At 67.2% G+C, this 19,471-nt stretch carries 14 protein-coding genes and 2 rRNA genes; 13 read left to right on the forward strand and 3 right to left on the reverse strand.

Annotated elements, in window-relative coordinates:
* Positions 1-62 precede the first annotated feature (62 nt).
* Positions 63-866, reverse strand: a complete 804-nt coding sequence (locus OHB00_RS29105) for a hypothetical protein (protein WP_406446024.1) — start codon at positions 864-866, stop codon at positions 63-65.
* Between the two features lie 143 nt (positions 867-1,009).
* On the opposite strand from OHB00_RS29105, the gene OHB00_RS29110 reads away from it, so the two are divergent.
* From OHB00_RS29110 to ilvD, 4 genes are all read left to right on the forward strand, one after another.
* Complete coding sequence (locus OHB00_RS29110) at positions 1,010-1,942, forward strand: Ppx/GppA family phosphatase (RefSeq protein ID WP_406438997.1); 933 nt, start codon at positions 1,010-1,012, stop codon at positions 1,940-1,942.
* 90 nt (positions 1,943-2,032) lie between these two features.
* Positions 2,033-2,857, forward strand: coding sequence for a sugar phosphate isomerase/epimerase family protein (locus tag OHB00_RS29115; protein WP_406446026.1), 825 nt, complete (start codon positions 2,033-2,035; stop codon positions 2,855-2,857).
* Positions 2,854-3,471 carry a TetR family transcriptional regulator gene (locus OHB00_RS29120; protein ID WP_406438999.1) on the forward strand — a complete coding sequence of 206 codons (618 nt, stop codon included), beginning with the start codon at positions 2,854-2,856 and terminating at the stop codon, positions 3,469-3,471. The genes OHB00_RS29115 and OHB00_RS29120 overlap by 4 nt, the downstream gene beginning before the upstream one ends.
* A gap of 108 nt (positions 3,472-3,579) precedes the next feature.
* Positions 3,580-5,433, forward strand: coding sequence for a dihydroxy-acid dehydratase (ilvD, locus tag OHB00_RS29125; RefSeq protein ID WP_406439001.1), 1,854 nt, complete (start codon positions 3,580-3,582; stop codon positions 5,431-5,433).
* 67 nt (positions 5,434-5,500) lie between these two features.
* On the opposite strand, the gene OHB00_RS29130 is transcribed toward ilvD, so the two are convergent.
* Complete coding sequence (locus OHB00_RS29130) at positions 5,501-7,639, reverse strand: protein kinase domain-containing protein (protein WP_406439003.1); 2,139 nt, start codon at positions 7,637-7,639, stop codon at positions 5,501-5,503.
* Between the two features lie 180 nt (positions 7,640-7,819).
* Here OHB00_RS29130 and OHB00_RS29135 point away from each other — a divergent pair, with 180 nt between their 5' ends.
* The 7 genes from OHB00_RS29135 (at position 7,820) to proC (ending at position 12,664) form a co-directional block, all read left to right on the forward strand.
* A complete protein-coding gene (locus OHB00_RS29135) occupies positions 7,820-8,140 on the forward strand; it encodes an SH3 domain-containing protein (RefSeq protein ID WP_406439005.1) in 321 nt (106 codons plus the stop codon).
* A 104-nt stretch (positions 8,141-8,244) separates the two neighbouring features.
* The gene (locus tag OHB00_RS29140) at positions 8,245-8,535 is read left to right on the forward strand and encodes a peptidase (protein ID WP_406446027.1); all 291 of its coding nucleotides are present in this window, start codon (positions 8,245-8,247) and stop codon (positions 8,533-8,535) included.
* Positions 8,536-8,589: 54 nt separating this feature from the next.
* A complete protein-coding gene (locus OHB00_RS29145) occupies positions 8,590-9,096 on the forward strand; it encodes an EamA/RhaT family transporter (RefSeq protein WP_406439007.1) in 507 nt (168 codons plus the stop codon).
* Positions 9,097-9,184: 88 nt separating this feature from the next.
* Complete coding sequence (locus OHB00_RS29150) at positions 9,185-10,003, forward strand: class I SAM-dependent methyltransferase (RefSeq protein WP_406439009.1); 819 nt, start codon at positions 9,185-9,187, stop codon at positions 10,001-10,003.
* A 157-nt stretch (positions 10,004-10,160) separates the two neighbouring features.
* The gene (locus OHB00_RS29155; protein ID WP_406439011.1) at positions 10,161-10,970 is read left to right on the forward strand and encodes an ABC transporter ATP-binding protein; all 810 of its coding nucleotides are present in this window, start codon (positions 10,161-10,163) and stop codon (positions 10,968-10,970) included.
* Entirely contained in the window at positions 10,967-11,758 is a 792-nt protein-coding gene (locus OHB00_RS29160) for an ABC transporter permease (RefSeq protein ID WP_406439013.1), read from the forward strand. Before OHB00_RS29155 ends, OHB00_RS29160 begins: the two co-directional genes overlap by 4 nt.
* A 93-nt stretch (positions 11,759-11,851) precedes the next feature.
* The gene (gene proC, locus OHB00_RS29165) at positions 11,852-12,664 is read left to right on the forward strand and encodes a pyrroline-5-carboxylate reductase (RefSeq protein ID WP_406439015.1); all 813 of its coding nucleotides are present in this window, start codon (positions 11,852-11,854) and stop codon (positions 12,662-12,664) included.
* An 18-nt stretch (positions 12,665-12,682) separates the two neighbouring features.
* Here proC and trpS read toward each other — a convergent pair whose 3' ends face one another.
* Entirely contained in the window at positions 12,683-13,735 is a 1,053-nt protein-coding gene (trpS, locus tag OHB00_RS29170) for a tryptophan--tRNA ligase (RefSeq protein WP_406439017.1), read from the reverse strand.
* An 814-nt stretch (positions 13,736-14,549) separates the two neighbouring features.
* Here trpS and OHB00_RS29175 point away from each other — a divergent pair.
* Positions 14,550-16,074, forward strand: a 16S ribosomal RNA gene (locus OHB00_RS29175).
* Between the two features lie 290 nt (positions 16,075-16,364).
* Positions 16,365-19,470, forward strand: a 23S ribosomal RNA gene (locus tag OHB00_RS29180).
* The 16S and 23S rRNA genes sit together here, the layout of an rRNA operon.
* Position 19,471 lies beyond the last annotated feature (1 nt).

Below are 19,471 nucleotides of genomic sequence, written 5' to 3' on the forward strand. Positions count from 1 at the left end.
CACGCGGCGGAAGCCGCAAAGCACCTACAGCCCCGCGCCCCTGAGGGGCGCTGCCGTGCGCGTCAGTTGTGAGGGTCCGCCGGATGCGGTGCCAGCAGCGGCAGCTGGGAGGCGAGGCGCTCCTCACACAGTTCCACCAGGCGGTCGTAGCCGGCCTTGCCCATCAGTTCGGTCAGTTCGGGCCGGTAGGAGATGTACACCGGGTCGCCCGCGCCGTGTGCGGAGGTCGCCGAGGTGCACCACCAGTGCAGGTCGTGGCCGCCCGGGCCCCAGCCCCTGCGGTCGTACTCGCCGATCGAGATCTGCAGGACGCGCGTGTCGTCGGGGCGGTCGATCCAGTCGTACGTGCGCCGGATCGGGAGCTGCCAGCAGACGTCCGGCTTGGTCTCCAGCGGCTCGCGGCCCTCCCGCAGCGCCAGGATGTGCAGCGAGCAGCCCGCGCCGCCCGCGAAACCCGGCCGGTTCTGGAAGATGCACGAGCCGTTGAAGGGGCGGGTCTGACGGGAGCCCTCCTCGTCCTCCGAGATCCAGCCGTGCTCGGTGCCCTCGGCGTGGTGCTGCCAGATGTCCGGCGTGAGCCGCGCCACATGCTCCGCGACCCGCTTCTCGTCGTCCTCGTCGGAGAAGTGCGCGCCCAGCGTGCAGCAGCCGTCGTCCGCGCGGCCCGCCTGGATGCCCTGGCAGCCGCTGCCGAAGATGCAGTTCCAGCGGGAGGTCAGCCATGTCAGATCACAGCGGAACACCTGCTCGTCGTCCGCCGGATCCGGGAATTCCACCCATGCGCGTGCGAAGTCGAGGCCCTTCTCGTCCGCAGCCAGAGCCTTCTTCGACAGCGTCGCCGCCTTCGGCTGCTTGGGCGGCTTCACGCGCGAAGAACCTTCGGCTGATGTGGCGGCCTTGTGGTCCTTCGTCTTCTTCGTCTTTGGCACGCGTCCAGGGTAAGTCGCCGAGGGCGGCTCCGGGGACCGCTCAGGGCCCGCCGTCAGCAGTGTTCCGTACAGTTCCGTACATGAGACTCGGTGTCCTCGACGTGGGATCCAACACGGTGCATCTGCTGGTGGTGGATGCGCACCCCGGCGCGCGCCCGCTGCCGGCGCACTCGCACAAGGCGGAGTTGCGCCTCGCCCAACTCCTCGACGGCAACGGCGCGATCGGCCCCGACGGCGTCGAGAAACTGGTCGGTGTCGTCAAGGACGCCCTCCAGGCCGCGGAGGACAAGGGCGTCGAGGACCTGGTGCCGTTCGCCACCTCCGCCGTGCGTGAGGCAAGCAACGCCGACGACGTCCTCGCGCGTGTGAAGGCCGACACCGGTGTCGAGCTCCAGGTCCTCAGCGGCGCCGAGGAGGCCCGGCTGACCTTCCTCGCGGTCCGCCGCTGGTTCGGCTGGTCCGCCGGAAAGCTGCTGGTCCTGGACATCGGGGGCGGCTCTCTGGAGATCGCGTACGGCATCGACGAGGAGCCGGACACGGCCGTCTCGCTGCCGCTCGGCGCCGGCCGGCTCACCGCGGGATGGCTCCCAGGCGACCCGCCGTCCGCCGAGGACATACGGGCGCTGCGTCGCCATGTACGCGCCGAGATCGCCCGTACGGTCGGCGAGTTCAGCCGCTTCGGCGCCCCCGACCACGTGGTCGCCACGTCCAAGACCTTCAAGCAGCTGGCCCGCATCGCCGGCGCGGCCCGCTCCGCCGACGGTCTCTATGTCCAGCGCGAACTCAAACGGGACTCCCTGGAGGCCTGGGTTCCCAGGCTGGGCGCCATGACCACGGCCCAGCGCTCCGCACTGCCGGGAGTGTCGGAGGGCCGGTCGGGCCAGCTGGTGGCGGGTGCCCTGGTGGCGGAGGCCGCGATGGACCTCTTCGAGGTGGAGAACCTGGAGGTGTGCCCGTGGGCGCTCAGGGAGGGAGTCATCCTGCGGCGCCTCGATCACATGGGTTCGGCCTGAGCGCCCCGTCGCCGGCGCGACCCCGGTCACACCGACGGGCAGGCGCCCACTGTTCACCCGACCCCACCCCGTAACCTGTCCCTCGTGGCAATTCCAAGGGACGTCGTCCGCATCCCGGATGCGAAGGTCGCGCTCTCCACGGCCTCCGTCTATCCGGAGTCGACGGCGACGGCCTTCGAGATCGCCGCGCGCCTCGGTTACGACGGTGTCGAGGTCATGGTGTGGACCGACCCGGTCAGCCAGGACATCGAGGCCCTGCGGCGGCTGAGCGACTACCACCGCATCCCGATCCTCGCCGTCCACGCGCCTTGTCTGCTGATCACCCAGCGGGTCTGGTCCACCGACCCATGGGTCAAGCTCCAGCGGGCCCGGTCCGCCGCCGAGAAGCTGGGCGCGAGCACGGTCGTCGTGCACCCCCCGTTCCGCTGGCAGCGCCAGTACGCCCGCGACTTCGTCGAGGGGATCTGGCGCATGGCGAACGAGACGGATGTGCGGTTCGCGGTGGAGAACATGTACCCCTGGCGCTACCGCGACCGCGAGATGCTCGCCTACGCCCCCGACTGGGACGTCACCAAGGACGACTACCGGCACTTCACGATCGACCTCAGCCACGCCTCGACGTCCCGCGTCGACGCGCTCGCCATGCTCGACCGGATGGGCGACCGGCTCGGCCATGTCCACCTCGCCGACGGCCGCGGCTCCGCCAAGGACGAGCACCTGGTGCCCGGCCGCGGCACCCAGCCGTGCGCCGAGCTGCTGGAGCGGCTCGCGGTCACCGGGTTCGACGGCCATGTCGTCATCGAGGTCAACACCCGGCGCGCGATGTCCGGCGCGGAGCGCGAGGCCGACCTCGCGGAGGCCCTCGCCTTCACCCGCCTCCACCTGGCCTCGGCGGTGCGGGTGCCCCGCCGATGACGGACGCCGACCACAGCGCGGGCACCCGGCGCCGCGGCCGGCCGCCGCGTACCGAGGCCGCCGACACCCGGGACCGTATCCTCGTCGCCGCCCGCGAGGAGTTCTCCGAACGCGGGTACGAGAAGACGTCCGTGCGGGGGATCGCCAAGGCCGCCGGGGTCGACTCCGCCCTGATCCACCACTACTTCGGCACCAAGGAGCAGGTCTTCGAGGCCGCCATCTCGGTCGCCTTCGCCCCCGCGCTGAACGCGCCCGCCGCGATCGCCGAGGGCCCGCTGGACGGTGTCGGCGAGCGTCTGACCCGGTTCATCTTCGGCATCTGGGAGAACCCCACCACCCGTACGCCCCTCCTCGCGATCGTCCGCTCCGCCGTCAACAACGACACGGCCGCAGCCGTCTTCCGCCGCCTGATCTCCTCGCAGCTGCTGCGCCGGATCGCGGGACAGCTGGACCTCCCGGACGCGGAGCTGCGCGCCGAACTGGCGGCGGCGCAGCTGATCGGCTGCGCGATGCTGCGCTATGTGATCAAGGTGGAGCCGCTGGCCTCGGCGGACCTGGAGCAGATCATCACCCGGGTCTCCCCGGTGGTGCAGGGGCACCTGACCGGGCCCTGACCAGCCCCACTGAGACATACGTCCCGCATTCCGGACACCCCGTCCCGAGGCCTGAACAACGGGCGTACGCTCAATAGCAGCCCTATCTGTCTGAAGGAGCGAGCGACGATGCCCGAGCTGAGGTCCCGCACAGTCACCCACGGCCGCAACATGGCGGGCGCCCGCGCCCTTATGCGCGCCTCCGGTGTACCCGGTGCGGACATCGGCCGCAAGCCGATCATCGCCGTCGCGAACTCCTTCACGGAGTTCGTGCCGGGCCACACCCACCTGCAGCCGGTCGGCCGGATCGTCTCCGAGGCGATCAAGGAGGCCGGCGGCATCCCGCGCGAGTTCAACACGATCGCCGTGGACGACGGCATCGCGATGGGCCACGGCGGCATGCTGTACTCCCTGCCCTCCCGCGACCTGATCGCGGACTCGGTCGAGTACATGGTCGAGGCGCACTGCGCCGACGCCCTGGTCTGCATCTCCAACTGCGACAAGATCACCCCCGGCATGCTCATGGCCGCCCTGCGCCTGAACATCCCGACGGTCTTCGTCTCCGGCGGCCCCATGGAGGCCGGCCGGGCGACCCTCGTGGACGGCACGGTCCGCACCCTCGACCTGATCGACGCCATGGTCGACGCGGCGAACGAGAACGTCTCCGACGAGGACGTCCTCAAGATCGAGGAGAACGCCTGTCCGACCTGCGGCTCCTGTTCCGGCATGTTCACCGCCAACTCGATGAACTGCCTGACGGAGGCGATCGGCCTCTCCCTCCCCGGCAACGGCTCGGTCCTCGCCACGCACACGGCCCGTAAGCAGCTCTACGTCGACGCCGCCACCACGGTCATGGACATCACCCGCCGCTACTACGAGCAGGACGACGAGACGGTCCTGCCGCTGAACATCGCGACCTTCGCCGCGTTCGAGAACGCGATGGCGCTGGACATCGCGATGGGTGGCTCCACCAACACGATCCTGCACCTGCTGGCCGCGGCCCAGGAGGCGGGCGTCCCCTTCGGCCTCCCCGAGATCGACGCGGTCTCCCGTCGCGTCCCCTGCCTGGCCAAGGTCGCCCCGAACGTCGCCAAGACCCGCACGTACTACATGGAGGACGTGCACCGCGCCGGCGGCATCCCCGCCCTCCTCGGCGAACTGCACCGCGGCGGCCTCCTCAACGAGGACGTCCACTCCGTCCACAGCCCGTCCCTGGCCGACTGGCTGAAGACGTGGGACGTGCGCGGCGGCTCCCCGTCCCCCGAGGCCGTGGAACTCTGGCACGCCGCCCCCGGCTGCGTCCGCTCCGCCGAGGCCTTCTCCCAGTCCGAGCGCTGGGAGGCCCTGGACGAGGACGCGGCGGAGGGCTGCATCCGCAGCGTCGAGCACGCCTACTCCAAGGACGGCGGCCTCGCGGTCCTCAAGGGCAACCTCGCCGTCGACGGCTGCGTGGTGAAGACGGCCGGCGTCGACGAGTCCATCTGGACCTTCGAAGGCCCCGCGGTCGTCTGCGAGTCGCAGGAAGAGGCCGTCGAGAAGATCCTCAACAAGCAGGTCACGGACGGCGACGTGGTCGTCATCCGCTACGAGGGCCCCAAGGGCGGCCCCGGCATGCAGGAGATGCTCTACCCCACGTCCTTCCTCAAGGGCCGCGGCCTCGGCAAGTCCTGCGCCCTGATCACCGACGGCCGCTTCTCCGGCGGCACGTCCGGGCTCTCCATCGGCCACGCCTCCCCGGAGGCGGCCTCCGGCGGCACCATCGCCCTCGTCGAGAACGGCGACCGCATCCGCATCGACATCCCGAACCGCACCATCGAGCTCCTCGTCGACGAGGCCGAGCTGTCCCGCCGCGCGCAGGCCCTGAACGGCGTGTACGCCCCGGAGAACCGCGAGCGCAAGGTCTCGGCCGCACTGCGCGCCTACGCCGCGATGGCCACCAGCGCCGACAAGGGCGCGGTGCGCGACGTGTCCAAACTCGGCTGAGCCGCCCGCGCAACCCCCGAAGGGGCCGCCTCCCGCACGGAGGCGGCCCCTTCGTCGTCGCCAGCCATCACCAGCGAGCGGGATCCTCCGCGTCCACGGCGAAGACGGTGCCGTCGGGGGCTGCGGCGTAGAGGTGGCCGCCGAGGAGCAGGGGGGCGGGCAGGGCGGCAGTGACCTGGCCCGCGTTCGTGCCGAGGCGCGCCGAGGTCTGGCCGACGAGGATTCCCTTACGTCTGTCGACGGCGAGCAGGCGTCCGTCGGCGGCGGTGAAGTAGACGTGCCGGTCGTCGGCCACGGGCGCCGAGCCCCGGCTCACCGACGTCTGGAGCTCCCAGAGCTGTGTGCCGCTCTCCAGGTCGACGGCCTCCAGCGAGCCGCCGGCGGACAGCAGATAGACGACATCGCCGCGCACGGTGGCACCCGGAGCCACCCGGGGGACGGGCAGCGCCACCCGCCGGGTCGCCCTCGCGTCCGGTGTGTAGCGCACCACCGCGTCCGTCTCCCCGGCGGTGGTGTCCACGGACAGCAGGAAGAGGGACCCGCCCGCGCTCCCGACCGGCCGCAGATCCCCCGTCAGCCCGACTCTCCAGCGCTTGGCACCGGTGACCGGATCCAGCGCAGTGACCAGGGTGCCCGTCCCGTCGGCGGCGGTGCTGGCCGTGTACACCAAGGGATCCCCGGCGAACGAACTCAGGGACGGCGTGCCGCCCCCCGAGCCGGGCACGGTCCACCTGGTGTGGCCGGACTTGCTGTCCATGCCGGTGATCATCCCGTTGGCCCCCACGGCCAGCAGCATGCTCTTGGTGACCTCCATGACCTGGTTCGCGGGCATGTCCTGCTGCCAGCGTGACCCACCCGAGGCGGGGTCGAGTGCCTCCACCTTCCGACCGCCGTGCGTCGGCAACAGCAGGAGGCCGCCGGACAGGTACGGGGAGCCGCTCGTACGTTCGTCCGCGACCCTGTGCCGCCACAGCACACGGCCGTCCGCCGGATCAAGGGCGAAGGCCAGGCCGGACCGGAAGCACAGCAACTTCCCCGTGCCGGCGACGCATTGGGCCATCCCCGAACCGCCCTTCGCCACCGCTTCCGTCTGCCACGCCTCGAACACGGCCGCGGAGCCGTGCACCGTGCTGCCCACCGGCGTCGGATCGCCACTCCCGAGCCACAGCGCCGACGTGAGCACGCCACCCAGGACCAGGACGCCCGCCCCGGCCGCCACGACGACGCGCCGCCGCGTCGTCGCCCGCGTCTTCCTCGCCTTCTGCGCCTGCCGCTCCGGTACGGCGGTAGGCGACTCCTCTTCCTGCGGAGGGCCGTCGCCGTTGCCGCCGTCGACCATGACCCGCTGCGCCGGTATGAATGCCTGCGTGTCGTACGACGCCGCCAACGACCGCAGCCCGCGCATCAGTTCGTCGGGCGTCGGCCGGTCCTCGGGTTCCTTGGCGAGGCAGCGCAGCACCAGCGGAGCGACCTCCTCCGGTACGCCGGTGAGGTCGGGCTCGTCATGGACGACCTGATAGGCGACGACATAGGGACTGTCGGAGTCGAACGGCCCCCGCCCCGTCGACGCGTGCACCAGTACCGACCCGAGCGCGAAGATGTCGGCGGCGGGCCCCACTTCACGCGGCCGCCGGAACTGCTCCGGCGCCATGAACGGCGGGGTTCCGATCAACTTTCCCGTCTCGGTCCGCAGTTCGCTGTCTTTCGGCCGGGAGATCCCGAAGTCGATGACCTTGGGACCGTCCTCGGCGAGCAGCACATTGCTCGGCTTCAGATCCCGATGCACCACGCCGACCCTGTGAATGTCGCGCAGCGCCTCCGCCAGTCCGGCCATCAGCCGGCGCAACTGGGCGGGAGGCATGGGCCCGTTCCGCTTCACGTGCTCGGAGAGGGTTGGGCCAGGGATGAAGAGAGTGGCCATCCAGGGCCGTTCGGCCTCGGGATCGGCGTCCACGACGGGTGCGGTGAAGGCGCCGCTGACCTTGCGTGCGGCGGCCACCTCCTGCCGGAAACGGCCCCTGAACTCACGGTCCTTGGCGTACTCGGCGTGCACGACCTTCACCGCGAGCTTCAGCCCCGAGGTGCTGCGGGCCAGGTGCACCACGCCCATGCCACCGGAGCCTAGGCAGGACTCCAGGCGGTAGTGCCCGGCGTACTCGGGAAGTTCCGCTTCCGCGCCCGCTCCGGTGTTGCGCTGTGGCGTCAAGGGACCACCCCCGTGCTGTTTCCGCGGCGCGCGACTCACGGAGCCTAGTCGATGACTCGTTCGGGACAGAGGCGGCTTGCTAGCCTCCGCGTGCGAGTTACGTACATGTGTTTCGTGGCTCGAATGAGGGGAATCAACGGGACTCCATGGCACTCATGGGTCCAGTGGGGGGAGCACCACATGTCTGTCGATCACGCACAGGAAGCCGAGAGCAGCGGCGAGGAGCAGGCCGTCTCGACGCTGGCGGCATCCGTGAAGACGTACGCGGTCGCCCCGGGCGTCCGCCTCAACGTCCGCAGCGGCCCGGGCACCAGCTACGGCATCACGCGGACCCTCCCCGAGGGCACCCGCGTCCCGATCTTCTGCCAGACACCCGGCACGACGGTGTCCGGCTATTACGGCACGTCCAACATCTGGGACAACATCGACAACGGCGAATTCGTCTCGGACGCCTACGTCCACACCGGCAGCGACGGCTACGTGGCCGACCGCTGCGCCTGATCCGGTTTCGCGACCCGCTCTTCGGACTCCGGAGGACTCGTATGACATCGCTCAGACGCAGATCCACCCTCTTGTTGGCGGCAACCACCGGCAGCGCCTTCCTCATGCTCCTCGGCTCCGCCGCCACGGCGAACGCCGCCGCCAGTGTCCGCTACTACGCTGTCGCCCCGGGCGTCCGTCTGAACGTCCACGACGGTCCGGGCACCAGCTACAGCATCACCCGTGTCCTGCCTGAGGGCGCCCAGGTGCCCATCTACTGCCAGACCCCGGGTTCAACGGTGTCCGGCTACTACGGCACCTCGAACATCTGGGACAACATCAGCAACGGCGAATTCGTCTCGGACGCCTACGTCCACACGGGCAGCGACGGCTACGTGGCCGACCGCTGCGCCTGACCCCGTACACCACCCCGACCCGGAGCCCGCGGCCCCCGGCGCCATAATCGTCCCGTGAGCGACGAACCAGGCACCCCGGACACCCCCGCGGGCTCCACCGGCGAGCCCCGCCCCGAGTCCCTCCGTTTCTTCGGCACGTCCTGGGTGAACCACGACGACGGCTACACCGTCCGCCGGATCGGCGTGGCCGCGGGCTCGCTCGCCGCCGCCGTCGTCTCCTGCCTGATCCTGCGCCTCGCCTACGAGGGCGTGCAGCTCGCCGACACCGGCGCCTTCGTGACCGTCCTCGTCGTCGCGATGTTCGCGATCTGCAGTGCCCTGGCCTTCCGCCACACCTGGGAGTCCTTCGGCAAGCGCCCCGACCCCGAACGCCAGGCCTCCCTGCGCGGCCTCCTCGCCATCGGCTTCGTCGGCTCGCTCCTCGCGTACTTCTTCCGCTCCCTCACCGAGGCCCCCGGCGAGAAACTCCACCGCGCCGAGTACGACACCGCCGTCCAGGAACACGAACACCGCACCACCCGCCGCTCGGGCAACCCTTCCAAGAAGAAGCGCAGGCGCTGAGGCCGAGGCGCGGGCAGAGGGCCGTCATATCCGGCCTGCCCGCGGAAATCCCTGTCGCCCCCGCCCCACCCCCCGGGACCATGGCCGCATGACCACAGGCCAGTCGCAGTCGCAGCACCGGAACTCACCCCCGACCCCCGCTCATCCCTCCCACGCCGTACGCGCCCGCTCCTTCGACGCCGCCGCGGCCCAGTACGCCGCGAACCGCCCCTCCTACCCGCCCGCCCTCCTCGACGCCGTCGAGGAGGAAGCCGGACGCCCCCTCACCGGGGCCCGGGTGGTCGACGTCGGTGCCGGCACCGGCATCGCGACCGCCCTCCTGCACGCGCGCGGCGCCGACGTGGTCGCGGTGGAACCGGGGGAGGGCATGGCGGCGCAGTTCCACGCCACCCTCCCGGCCGTCCCGATCGTCCGCGGCAACGGCAACGCCCTCCCGCTCGCCACCGCCACCGCCGACTTCCTCACCTACGCCCAGGCATGGCACTGGACCGACCCGGCCCGTTCCGTGCCGGAGGCGCTCCGCGTGCTGCGTCCCGGCGGGGCGCTGGCGCTGTGGTGGAACACCGACGCGCTCGACGTCGACTGGATCGCCGACTCCGCCGACCGCATCAGCAGGTTCTTCGGCATCGACGTCAGAGCGGAGCAGAGCAAGTCCGCCGACCGCACCGACCTCGCCGACCCCAGCGGCCGACTCCGGTTCGCCCGCCGCGAGGTCCGCTGGAGCCGCCGGGTCCCGGTCGACACCCACGTCGCCAACATCGGCAGCCACTCGGCGTTCCTCGTCACCCCCGAGGCCCGCCGCACCGCCTTTCTCGCCGAGGAACGCGCCCACCTCCTCAGGACCTTCCCCGACGGCGTCGTCGAGGAGACGTACGACGTCCTGCTGCTCGTCGCCCTCAACGCCTGAGCGCGCGCCCGGAAGCACCGGCCTGCGGCCGTGACTCGGCCGCGGGCCGGTGGGGATTGCTCGCGCCCACGCGGCGGCAGCCGCACATCGATACAGCCCCGCGCCCCAGTCCTCCTCCCCTTGACGCCCTCACCCGCTCCGGCGCATTATTCATCACATGGTGAATTACTCGCCGGAGCCCGCCCAGGCCCCCGGCAACTCAGCCCTGCCCCCCGCCATCCAGGCCGCCGGACTCACCGCGGTCCGCGGCCCCCGCACCGTCCTCCGCGGCCTCGACTTCACCGTCCCGCCCGGTCAGATCACCGGCCTCCTCGGCCCCTCCGGATGCGGCAAGTCCACCCTGATGCGCTCCATCGTCGGCACCCAGGCCAAGGTCACCGGCACTCTGAACGTCCTCGGCCGCCCCGCCGGCCACCCCTCCCTGCGCAGCCGCATCGGCTACGTCACCCAAGCCGCCTCCGTCTACAACGACCTGACCATCCGCCAGAACCTCGACTACTTCGGATCGATCCTCGACCCCACCCGCACCACCGCCGACCGCCGCGCCGACACCGACCGGGTCCTCGGCGAAGTCGACCTCACCAGCCACGCCGACGCCCTCGCCGGCAACCTCTCCGGCGGCCAGCGCAGCCGCGTCTCCCTCGCCGTCGCCCTGCTCGGCAGCCCCGAACTGCTCGTCCTCGACGAGCCAACCGTCGGCCTCGACCCCGTTCTGCGCCGCGACCTCTGGAACCTCTTCCACTCCATCGCCGCCACCCGCGGCGCCACCCTCCTCATCTCCTCCCACGTCATGGACGAGGCCGAGCGCTGCCACCGCCTCCTCCTCATGCGCGAGGGCGAGATCCTCGCCGACGACACCCCCGAGGCGCTGCGCACCCGCACCGGCTCCGACACCGTCGAGGCCGCCTTCCTCCACCTCGTCGACGAAGCCGACGCCAACTCCCGCACGAAGGAAACGGCACGATGACCACTCAGCCGGCCACCACGGGAACCACCGCGGCCATCCCCGTCAGCGCCCTGAACCTCTCCCGCACCACCGCCACCGCCGCCCGTGTCCTGCGCCAGCTCCGGCACGACCCCCGCACCATCGCGCTGCTGATCCTCATCCCCTGCCTGATGCTGGTCCTGCTCCGCTACGTCTTCGACGGCAGCCCGCAGACCTTCGACAACATCGGCGCCTCACTCCTCGGCATCTTCCCGCTCATCACGATGTTCCTGGTGACCTCCATCGCCACCCTCCGCGAACGCACCTCCGGCACCCTCGAACGCCTCCTCGCCATGCCCCTGGGCAAAGCCGACCTCATCGCCGGCTACGCCCTCGCCTTCGGCATCCTCGCGATCATCCAGTCCGCCCTCGCCACCGGCCTCGCCGTCTGGTTCCTGGGCCTCGACGTCACCGGCTCGCCCTGGCTGCTGCTCCTGGTCGCCCTGCTCGACGCCCTGCTCGGCACGGCCCTCGGTCTCTTCGTGTCGGCCTTCGCGGCCTCGGAATTCCAGGCGGTCCAGTTCATGCCCGCGGTGATCTTCCCCCAGCTCCTCCTCTGCGGACTCTTCACCCCGCGCTCCGAGATGCACCCCGCCCTCGAAGCCATCTCCGACGTCCTCCCCATGTCCTACGCCGTCGACGGCATGAACGAGGTCCTCCACCACACCGCCATGACCGCCACCTTCGTCCGGGACGTCCTGATCGTCGCCGGCTGCGCCCTGCTGGTCCTGGGCCTCGGAGCGGCCACCCTGAGGCGACGGACCGCCTGATCCACCGGCTGGTCCACCCCCTGATCCACCGCCGACGTCCGCCCAGCGGACAACCGGACCCCGCCCTCACCGCCCGGTGCCAGACTGAACCGCATGAGCCAGAAAGTCGCAGTCCTCGGCACCGGCAAGATCGGCGAAGCCCTGCTCAGCGGAATGATCCGCGCCGGCTGGGCCCCTGCCGACCTCCTGGTCACCGCCCGCCGCCCCGAACGAGCCGAAGAACTCCGGGCCCGCTACGGAGTCACCCCGGTCACCAACCCCGAGGCCGCGAAGACCGCCGACACCCTGATCCTCACGGTCAAACCCCAGGACATGGGCACCCTCCTCGACGAACTCGCCCCGCACCTCCCGGCCGACCGCCTCGTCATCAGCGGCGCCGCGGGCATCCCCACCTCCTTCTTCGAGGAGCGCCTCGCCACCGGCACCCCGGTCGTCCGTGTCATGACGAACACCCCCGCGCTTGTCGACGAGGCGATGTCCGTCATCTCCGCCGGCAGCCACGCGACCGCCGGCCACCTCGCCCACGCCGAGGAGATCTTCGGCGCCGTCGGCAAGACCCTCCGGGTTCCCGAGTCCCAGCAGGACGCCTGCACCGCCCTCTCCGGTTCGGGCCCGGCGTACTTCTTCTACCTGGTCGAGGCCATGACGGACGCAGGCATCCTGCTCGGCCTGCCTCGCGACAAGGCCCACGACCTCATCGTCCAGTCCGCGATCGGCGCCGCCGTGATGCTCCGCGACAGCGGCGAACATCCCGTCAAGCTTCGCGAGAACGTCACCTCGCCCGCCGGCACCACCATCAACGCCATCCGCGAACTGGAGAACCACGGCGTCCGCGCCGCCCTCATCGCCGCTCTCGAAGCCGCCCGTGACCGCAGCCGGGAACTCGCCTCCGGCAAGAAGGACTGACGAACCGCCCGGGGGTGGTCACCGCGCCGCCTCGAACGCCGGCTCGGCCGTCACCGGCCCCGAGCCGGCGAAGGCGCCGGGCGGCAACAGCCCGATCGCCCGGTAGGCGGTATCGACGATCGGCCGGGCGATCGCCCGAGCCTTCTCCGCCCCATGCCGCAGCACCCCCTCCACATATCCCGGATCGGCACACAACTCCTTGTGCCTGGCCCGCACGGGCCTGAGCGTCTCCAGCACCGCCTCCGCGGTGGCCTGCTTCAGAGCGCCGTACGAATCGTGAACGGCTGCCAGTGACTCAGGGTTCCCGCCAGTGCACGCAGCGAGAATTTCCAGCAGGTTCGCGACCCCGGGGCGCTCCTCCGGGTCGTACACGACCTCCCGCCCGCTGTCGGTGACGGCCCGCATGATCTTCTTCCGGATCACGTCCGGCTCGTCGAGGAGGTAGACGATCCCCGGCCCGGAGTCGTCCGACTTCCCCATCTTCGACGTCGGGTCCTGCAGGTTCATCACCCGGGCCGCCACCGTCGGCACGGTCGCCTTCGGCACCACGAAGGTGTGCCCGTACCGCTGGTTGAACCGCACCGCGAGATCGCGCGTCAGCTCCACGTGCTGTGCCTGATCGTCCCCGACCGGTACCTCGTCCGCCCCGTAGGCCAGGATGTCCGCCGCCATCAGCGCCGGGTACGTCAGCAAGGACAGCCGCACACCCCGCCCCCGCGCGCCCTCGCTCGCGACCTTCTCCCTGTACTGGATCATCCGCCGCATCTCACCGTCGGTCGCCACGCACTCCATGACGTACGACAGCCGGGTGTGCTCGTCGACATGGCTCTGCACGAACACGGTGCACAGCTCCGGATCCAGTCCCGCCGCCAGCAGCAGCGTCGCCGCCTGCCGGGTGAGTCTGCACAGCCGGGCGGGATCGTGGTCCACGGTCATCCCGTGCAGATCGACGACGCAGAACAGGGCGTCGGACCGATGCTGGTCGACGGCGGCCCACTGCCGCATCGCTCCCAGGTAGTTCCCCAGTGTCAGGTGCCCGGTCGGCTTGATGCCGCTGAAGACCCGTGTCATTCCCTCTCCGTCCCCTGGCCGAGGCCGCCGTCCCCGGCGGCCGGCCCTCGGAGGTTCCGGAGGGAGATACGCGAACGGCCGCCGAAGCGGCGGCCGTTGAATACGTACGTGAGCGCGGCCGCCGTCAGGCGGGCCACCACTGATGGGTACACGTACGCGTAGTCATGCGGTCCACCATACGCCTCCGCGGGGCCGTACCGCTGCGAGTTGACACGCCCCGACGGCATACGTACTGTTCTCCGGGTTGTCCGACGTGAGCGCCGACCTCGGTCGGTCCCCGGGCAGCCATTCCGCAAGTACCTGCCAGCAATCGGCGACACGTCGTCGAGGGCTTTGGTGTGCGTATTCACGGAATGAGGAATCCACGTTCGAAAGGACGCGGCCCCCGATTAGCTCGGAGGCCGGGAATCCGCTAAAGTCTCACTCGCTGGAACGGCCCAACGGCCGGGAAGGCAACTCCCGCTGACTGGGAATCAGACACCGAGAAGGATCTGGTAGAGTCGGAGCCGCCGGAAAGGGAAACGCGAGAGCGGGAACCTGGAAAGCACCGAGGAAATCGGGTCGAGAAAAGATCTGATAGAGTCGGAAACGCAAGACCGAAGGGAAGCCCGGAGGAAAGCCCGAGAGGGTGAGTACAAAGGAAGCGACCGTTCCTTGAGAACTCAACAGCGTGCCAAAAGTCAACGCCAGATATGTTGATACCCCGTCCGTCGGACACTGTCCGATGGTCGAGGTTCCTTTGAAGAAAAATACAGCGAGGACGCTGTGAACGGTCGGATTATTCCTCCGGCCTGTTCCGCTCCCGTGAGAAGCATTCACGGAGAGTTTGATCCTGGCTCAGGACGAACGCTGGCGGCGTGCTTAACACATGCAAGTCGAACGATGAACCACTTCGGTGGGGATTAGTGGCGAACGGGTGAGTAACACGTGGGCAATCTGCCCTGCACTCTGGGACAAGCCCTGGAAACGGGGTCTAATACCGGATATGAGCCTGGGAGGCATCTCCCGGGTTGTAAAGCTCCGGCGGTGCAGGATGAGCCCGCGGCCTATCAGCTTGTTGGTGAGGTAGTGGCTCACCAAGGCGACGACGGGTAGCCGGCCTGAGAGGGCGACCGGCCACACTGGGACTGAGACACGGCCCAGACTCCTACGGGAGGCAGCAGTGGGGAATATTGCACAATGGGCGAAAGCCTGATGCAGCGACGCCGCGTGAGGGATGACGGCCTTCGGGTTGTAAACCTCTTTCAGCAGGGAAGAAGCGAAAGTGACGGTACCTGCAGAAGAAGCGCCGGCTAACTACGTGCCAGCAGCCGCGGTAATACGTAGGGCGCAAGCGTTGTCCGGAATTATTGGGCGTAAAGAGCTCGTAGGCGGCTTGTCACGTCGATTGTGAAAGCCCGAGGCTTAACCTCGGGTCTGCAGTCGATACGGGCTAGCTAGAGTGTGGTAGGGGAGATCGGAATTCCTGGTGTAGCGGTGAAATGCGCAGATATCAGGAGGAACACCGGTGGCGAAGGCGGATCTCTGGGCCATTACTGACGCTGAGGAGCGAAAGCGTGGGGAGCGAACAGGATTAGATACCCTGGTAGTCCACGCCGTAAACGGTGGGAACTAGGTGTTGGCGACATTCCACGTCGTCGGTGCCGCAGCTAACGCATTAAGTTCCCCGCCTGGGGAGTACGGCCGCAAGGCTAAAACTCAAAGGAATTGACGGGGGCCCGCACAAGCGGCGGAGCATGTGGCTTAATTCGACGCAACGCGAAGAACCTTACCAAGGCTTGACATACACCGGAAACGTTCAGAGATGGGCGCCCCCTTGTGGTCGGTGTACAGGTGGTGCATGGCTGTCGTCAGCTCGTGTCGTGAGATGTTGGGTTAAGTCCCGCAACGAGCGCAACCCTTGTCCCGTGTTGCCAGCAGGCCCTTGTGGTGCTGGGGACTCACGGGAGACCGCCGGGGTCAACTCGGAGGAAGGTGGGGACGACGTCAAGTCATCATGCCCCTTATGTCTTGGGCTGCACACGTGCTACAATGGCCGGTACAATGAGCTGCGATACCGTGAGGTGGAGCGAATCTCAAAAAGCCGGTCTCAGTTCGGATTGGGGTCTGCAACTCGACCCCATGAAGTCGGAGTCGCTAGTAATCGCAGATCAGCATTGCTGCGGTGAATACGTTCCCGGGCCTTGTACACACCGCCCGTCACGTCACGAAAGTCGGTAACACCCGAAGCCGGTGGCCCAACCCCTTGTGGGAGGGAGCTGTCGAAGGTGGGACTGGCGATTGGGACGAAGTCGTAACAAGGTAGCCGTACCGGAAGGTGCGGCTGGATCACCTCCTTTCTAAGGAGCATCTAGCTGCCGTAAGGCAGTCAGAGCCACTACGTCGGCGAATGATCGACGGTGGTCAGCTCATGGGTGGAACGTTGACTACTCGGCACACTCTCAATATCTCCTGTTAGTACTGCTTCGGCGTGGAACACGGGTGGACGGTGAGAGAGTGTCGGGCACGCTGTTGGGTGTCTGAGGGAATGAATTCCCTCGATGCCGGCCCCAGTGAACTCGCCGAGTGTGGCGGGGTGATGGGTGGCTGGTCGTTGTTTGAGAACTGCACAGTGGACGCGAGCATCTGTGGCCAAGTTTTTAAGGGCGCACGGTGGATGCCTTGGCACCAGGAACCGATGAAGGACGTGGGAGGCCACGATAGTCCCCGGGGAGTCGTCAACCAGGCTTTGATCCGGGGGTTTCCGAATGGGGAAACCCGGCAGTCGTCATGGGCTGTCACCCGCTGCTGAACACATAGGCAGTGTGGAGGGAACGAGGGGAAGTGAAACATCTCAGTACCCTCAGGAAGAGAAAACAACCGTGATTCCGGGAGTAGTGGCGAGCGAAACCGGATGAGGCCAAACCGTATGCGTGTGAGACCCGGCAGGGGTTGCGTATACGGGGTTGTGGGATCTCTCTTCTGTCGTCTGCCGGCGGCAGGGCGAGTCAGAAACCGTTGATGTAGGCGAAGGACATGCGAAAGGTCCGGCGTAGAGGGTAAGACCCCCGTAGCTGAAATATCAACGGCTCGTTTGAGAGACACCCAAGTAGCACGGGGCCCGAGAAATCCCGTGTGAATCTGGCGGGACCACCCGCTAAGCCTAAATATTCCCTGGTGACCGATAGCGGATAGTACCGTGAGGGAATGGTGAAAAGTACCCCGGGAGGGGAGTGAAATAGTACCTGAAACCGTGTGCCTACAAGCCGTGGGAGCATCCTTGTGGTGTGACTGCGTGCCTTTTGAAGAATGAGCCTGCGAGTTTGCGGTGTGTTGCGAGGTTAACCCGTGTGGGGTAGCCGTAGCGAAAGCGAGTCCGAACAGGGCGTTTCAGTAGCACGCTCAAGACCCGAAGCGGAGTGATCTAGCCATGGGCAGGTTGAAGCGGAGGTAAGACTTCGTGGAGGACCGAACCCACCAGGGTTGAAAACCTGGGGGATGACCTGTGGTTAGGGGTGAAAGGCCAATCAAACTCCGTGATAGCTGGTTCTCCCCGAAATGCATTTAGGTGCAGCGTCGTGTGTTTCTTGCCGGAGGTAGAGCACTGGATAGGCGATGGGCCCTACCGGGTTACTGACCTTAGCCAAACTCCGAATGCCGGTAAGTGAGAGCGCGGCAGTGAGACTGTGGGGGATAAGCTCCATGGTCGAGAGGGAAACAGCCCAGAGCATCGACTAAGGCCCCTAAGCGTACGCTAAGTGGGAAAGGATGTGGAGTCGCACAGACAACCAGGAGGTTGGCTTAGAAGCAGCCACCCTTGAAAGAGTGCGTAATAGCTCACTGGTCTAGTGATTCCGCGCCGACAATGTAGCGGGGCTCAAGCGTACCGCCGAAGTCGTGTCATTGCAGCAATACTCCCAACGGAGGCTGTGATGGGTAGGGGAGCGTCGTCTGCCGGGTGAAGCAGCCGCGTAAGCGAGTTGTGGACGGTTGACGAGTGAGAATGCAGGCATGAGTAGCGATTCACACGTGGGAAACGTGTGCGCCGATTGACTAAGGGTTCCTGGGTCAAGCTGATCTGCCCAGGGTAAGTCGGGACCTAAGGCGAGGCCGACAGGCGTAGTCGATGGATAACCGGTTGATATTCCGGTACCCGCTGTGAAGCGTCAAACATCGAACCAGGCGATGCTAAGTCCGTGAAGCCGCCCCGGAGCCTTCGGGCAAAGGGGAGTGGTGGAGCCGGCGAACCAGACTTGCAGTAGGTGAGTGATGGGGTGACGCAGGAAGGTAGTCCAGCCCGGGCGGTGGTTGTCCCGGGGTAAGGGTGTAGGCCGTGCGGTAGGTAAATCCGTCGCACATCAAGGCTGAGACCTGATGCCGAGCCGATTGTGGTGAAGTGGATGATCCTATGCTGTCGAGAAAAGCCTCTAGCGAGTTTCATGGCGGCCCGTACCCTAAACCGACTCAGGTGGTCAGGTAGAGAATACCGAGGCGTTCGGGTGAACTATGGTTAAGGAACTCGGCAAAATGCCCCCGTAACTTCGGGAGAAGGGGGGCCACACCTGGTGAGAACACTTGCTGTTCGAGCTGGGGGTGGCCGCAGAGACCAGCGAGAAGCGACTGTTTACTAAAAACACAGGTCCGTGCGAAGCCGTAAGGCGATGTATACGGACTGACGCCTGCCCGGTGCTGGAACGTTAAGGGGACCGGTTAGCTCCATTTCGGTGGGGCGAAGCTGAGAACTTAAGCGCCAGTAAACGGCGGTGGTAACTATAACCATCCTAAGGTAGCGAAATTCCTTGTCGGGTAAGTTCCGACCTGCACGAATGGCGTAACGACTTCTCGACTGTCTCAACCATAGGCCCGGTGAAATTGCACTACGAGTAAAGATGCTCGTTTCGCGCAGCAGGACGGAAAGACCCCGGGACCTTTACTACAGTTTGATATTGGTGTTCGGTTCGGCTTGTGTAGGATAGCTGGGAGACTTTGAAACGCGGACGCCAGTTCGTGTGGAGTCGTCGTTGAAATACCAGTCTGGTCGTGCTGGATGTCTAACCTGGGTCCGTGATCCGGATCAGGGACAGTGTCTGATGGGTAGTTTAACTGGGGCGGTTGCCTCCTAAAGAGTAACGGAGGCGCCCAAAGGTTCCCTCAGCCTGGTTGGCAATCAGGTGTTGAGTGTAAGTGCACAAGGGAGCTTGACTGTGAGACCGACGGGTCGAGCAGGGACGAAAGTCGGGACTAGTGATCCGGCGGTGGCTTGTGGAAGCGCCGTCGCTCAACGGATAAAAGGTACCCCGGGGATAACAGGCTGATCTTCCCCAAGAGTCCATATCGACGGGATGGTTTGGCACCTCGATGTCGGCTCGTCGCATCCTGGGGCTGGAGTCGGTCCCAAGGGTTGGGCTGTTCGCCCATTAAAGCGGTACGCGAGCTGGGTTTAGAACGTCGTGAGACAGTTCGGTCCCTATCCGCTGTGCGCGTAGGAGTCTTGAGAAGGGCTGTCCCTAGTACGAGAGGACCGGGACGGACGAACCTCTGGTGTGCCAGTTGTTCTGCCAAGGGCATGGCTGGTTGGCTACGTTCGGGAGGGATAACCGCTGAAAGCATCTAAGCGGGAAGCCTGCTTCGAGATGAGGACTCCCACCCACTTGATGGGGTAAGGCTCCCAGTAGACGACTGGGTTGATAGGCCGGATCTGGAAGCCAGGTAACTGGTGGAGGTGACCGGTACTAATAGGCCGAGGGCTTGTCCTCA

Origin of the sequence: Streptomyces sp. NBC_00631 (assembly GCF_045206895.1) — a bacterium.
GTDB lineage: Bacteria > Actinomycetota > Actinomycetes > Streptomycetales > Streptomycetaceae > Streptomyces.

Excerpts from the sequence above, each read along its gene's own strand:
- OHB00_RS29110 (WP_406438997.1), top strand. The coding sequence starts at position 1,010 with ATGAGACTCGGTGTCCTCGACGTGGGATCCAACACGGTGCATCTGCTG.
- OHB00_RS29120 (WP_406438999.1), top strand. The coding sequence starts at position 2,854 with ATGACGGACGCCGACCACAGCGCGGGCACCCGGCGCCGCGGCCGGCCG.
- ilvD (WP_406439001.1), top strand. The coding sequence starts at position 3,580 with ATGCCCGAGCTGAGGTCCCGCACAGTCACCCACGGCCGCAACATGGCG.
- OHB00_RS29135 (WP_406439005.1), top strand. The coding sequence starts at position 7,820 with ATGTCTGTCGATCACGCACAGGAAGCCGAGAGCAGCGGCGAGGAGCAG.
- OHB00_RS29140 (WP_406446027.1), top strand. The coding sequence starts at position 8,245 with ATGCTCCTCGGCTCCGCCGCCACGGCGAACGCCGCCGCCAGTGTCCGC.
- OHB00_RS29150 (WP_406439009.1), top strand. The coding sequence starts at position 9,185 with ATGACCACAGGCCAGTCGCAGTCGCAGCACCGGAACTCACCCCCGACC.
- OHB00_RS29155 (WP_406439011.1), top strand. The coding sequence starts at position 10,161 with ATGGTGAATTACTCGCCGGAGCCCGCCCAGGCCCCCGGCAACTCAGCC.
- OHB00_RS29160 (WP_406439013.1), top strand. The coding sequence starts at position 10,967 with ATGACCACTCAGCCGGCCACCACGGGAACCACCGCGGCCATCCCCGTC.
- proC (WP_406439015.1), top strand. The coding sequence starts at position 11,852 with ATGAGCCAGAAAGTCGCAGTCCTCGGCACCGGCAAGATCGGCGAAGCC.
- trpS (WP_406439017.1), bottom strand. The coding sequence starts at position 13,735 with ATGACACGGGTCTTCAGCGGCATCAAGCCGACCGGGCACCTGACACTG.